At 65.3% G+C, this 2616-nt stretch carries 3 protein-coding genes; all 3 read right to left on the bottom strand.

What is annotated here, in order from left to right; all coding sequences use genetic code 11:
• Nucleotides 1-201 precede the first annotated feature (201 nt).
• From BUC15_RS18655 to BUC15_RS18665, 3 genes are read right to left on the bottom strand one after another with little or no spacing between them, the layout of a single operon-like run.
• Nucleotides 202-1110 (bottom strand): HAD family hydrolase, encoded by a 909-nt coding sequence (locus tag BUC15_RS18655; protein ID WP_175558411.1) that lies wholly within the window; start codon nt 1108-1110, stop codon nt 202-204.
• Complete coding sequence (locus BUC15_RS20145; RefSeq protein ID WP_073191579.1) at nt 1083-1472, bottom strand: hypothetical protein; 390 nt, start codon at nt 1470-1472, stop codon at nt 1083-1085. The genes BUC15_RS18655 and BUC15_RS20145 overlap by 28 nt, the downstream gene beginning before the upstream one ends.
• A 16-nt stretch (nt 1473-1488) precedes the next feature.
• Nucleotides 1489-2163, bottom strand: a complete 675-nt coding sequence (locus tag BUC15_RS18665; RefSeq protein WP_073191582.1) for a toll/interleukin-1 receptor domain-containing protein — start codon at nt 2161-2163, stop codon at nt 1489-1491.
• Nucleotides 2164-2616: the final 453 nt, after the last annotated feature.

Below are 2616 nucleotides of genomic sequence, written 5' to 3' on the forward strand. Positions count from 1 at the left end.
GCGTTCGCTGGCGCTCACGGCCCGGCTCAACCAGCAGCGGGGCCCGGCTCAACCGTCGCTGGTTGAGCCGCCTCGTGAGGTACGAGCGAGGCGTGACGAAACCCCCTTGCGCATGGTTCAGGGTCTTGACCACAGTGTCTTGAGAAGGTCTGCTGGCGCTCACGGCCCGGCTCAACCAGAGGGGGTCGAGCTCAACCGCGGCTAGCTGCCAGCGGTGACTGCGGGCGCGAACGTGAAGTGGTCCCACAGTTGGTCGAGGCTGGACAGCGTCGGCACGCGGCCCAAGGCGTCGTCGCTCAGACCGACGGCGTCCTCACGCCTCTCCGCCAAGCGGTGTGAGACCTGGAGCAGGTCGGGCAGCCAGTCCTTTTCGCTACCGCCTGCTCGACGGATCAGGGCTGCCCTGGCCCCTCCGGCGATCGCCGGCGCGATGTCGGAGGCGACGCTGTCACCGACGAAAAGCGCCTCGCTGTGGGCGACCCCGAAGTCCAGGGTGATGCGCTCAACCGCATCGGGATCGGGTTTCGGCCTGTCCATCTCGATGATCTCCAGCCCGTTCTCGCTGCTCGTGCGCGGCCCCGGGAACGGTTTGCCCGTGAACGGCGAGGCGTAGATGCGGGAGAAGAAGCCAGCGATGTCCAACAGTTTGATGCGCTTGGCGAGGTTGACCGACGGCGCCGTGGAGTACCCGGCCAGCGAAACGCCGTCGTCGCGGAGCCGCTCGAAGGCCGGGACCACGTCGTCGTAGAGCCGCAGAGTGTCAGCGCGCACCCGGTCGAAGGCGGTGAATGCCGGGGCGAGGGCCTGACGCTGCTCGTCTCTGGTGCGCTCGCCGTAGAGCCGATGAGCCGAATCGGTTTCGAGCAGCGCGAATGGTTGTTCGGTGTTGCCGTAGCGCTTGTGGACGGCCTTGAGCTCCAGCCGAAGGTCGTCGGCGTCGATCCCCAACAGGGGCGCGGCCGTGCCGATCATCGCCTCAAGCGCGGGCACGAAATGCCCGATCCAGTCGTAGAGGGTGTCGTCGAAGTCGAAGACGACCAGCCGGATGGGCGCGTCCGTACCGACTTCACCGATCCCGCCGGTCACGATCCGACCGGTCTGACGTGCCACAGGGACTGGTCGCTCAGAGTCAGCTGCGACGGCTGGGTGATGACGACCCCAGCGTATTGCGGGTCTTCGGAGACGAACCGGTAGTTCCCGTAGAAGTTGCAGGGATGGGAATCGATGGTTTGGAGACGCAGCCAGGCGCAGGAGTGGGTCTGGGTGGGATCGCTCGGACGGTAGTACTGAGGCACCAGTGGCCACTGTTCGGGTGCGGGGGTGAACGGTGGGGTGTCACCGAAGTCGTTCGGACGGGGAGGCAGCACCTCGACCGCCAACGCCCTGGTGACGACGCCTGCGGGCGACCCCGTATCGAACAGGCCCAGGAGACCTCGATGGCCGCGAAGATGGTCCTGGAACGATGCCCACAAGGGGAGTTGGGGGCCTTCAACAGCCTTCTTCCACCATCCCCACCAGGCGCCCTGCCCGGGGGTTTGAGGCGATGAGCTTCTCGTGTTCCTCCAGCGTCCTGACCCCGGCATGGAAGTCCCGGAAGCGCAGTAGCAGCATGTCGCCGTCACGGAACCCGGTCAGGGCTCCGGCCTGTGAGCCGGTGCCTGGGGAGCCAGCCGACGGGATGCGCCGCGGTTCGTTGTTGAGGTCGCGGAGGACGTCTCCGATCCCTTCCGGGGTGAGTGACGACACCGTCAGACTCTTCACGCCGGACAGATCGCGCGGGATGCGGTCTCCGGTGGAGCTAGGCAGGCGGACCAGCCGGACCTTCTGTTGAAACTCCGCCTGGTCCTCGTTGAACAGGCCGTGGAGCGCGTTGGCCTCGGCTACCACGCCGGCCCCGACCTTTGGGTTGTTCCTGCCCGACCACCGCTGAGCCCAGGGGTCGTTCATCATGATGAGGACGTAGTCGGCCTCATCGATCTGGTTTGGCCCCCAGGTGTTCCAGTTGGTGTCGCGTTCGTTCGCGACCCAGAGGTCGAGGAGGACCTCGTCGATGCCAGCCGATTCGAGAAGCTCGGCAAATTGCTCCACCTGCCCTTTCCAGAGCTCGGCGCGCTCGTCCGGCCAGTCCTCCCCACTGTGGGCCCAGGTGATGAACACGCGCATACGGGTGAGCCTAGTGGCCCGTCGCGCCTAATTGCATGGGTATGGAGCGCCATTCGAGCGACCGACTTCGTTGTCGTCGGTCGACGTAGTACACCGCTACGACTGACCTCCTCCGCCTTGTCATCCATCCCGACTGACACCCCATACTCATCCGCACCTTTAGCCTGAATCCGTGGATTGGCTTTCGGACGGGTTTCTGGAGGGCATGGTCCCGGTGTTTTGACGCTGTTGTGATTTTGGGCGTGATGGATCTGCTGGTTTGCCCAGCTTTTCCACTTTGTTTGGTTCCTTGGGTTTGGCCTGGCGGGGGCGGGATGGGCAGGTCAGGCTGATAGTGGTGGCCCGGTGGTGGAGGGGAACACGCTTCGCCAGAGTTGTAGCCATTGGGGTGCCCATGGCCAATGCTCGGGCAGGTGGAGCCAGGGTCGGCGTTGTGGACGGGCCAGTCGTGCA

Origin of the sequence: Tessaracoccus bendigoensis DSM 12906 (assembly GCF_900141915.1) — a bacterium.
Classification (GTDB): Bacteria; Actinomycetota; Actinomycetes; order Propionibacteriales; family Propionibacteriaceae; genus Arachnia; species Arachnia bendigoensis.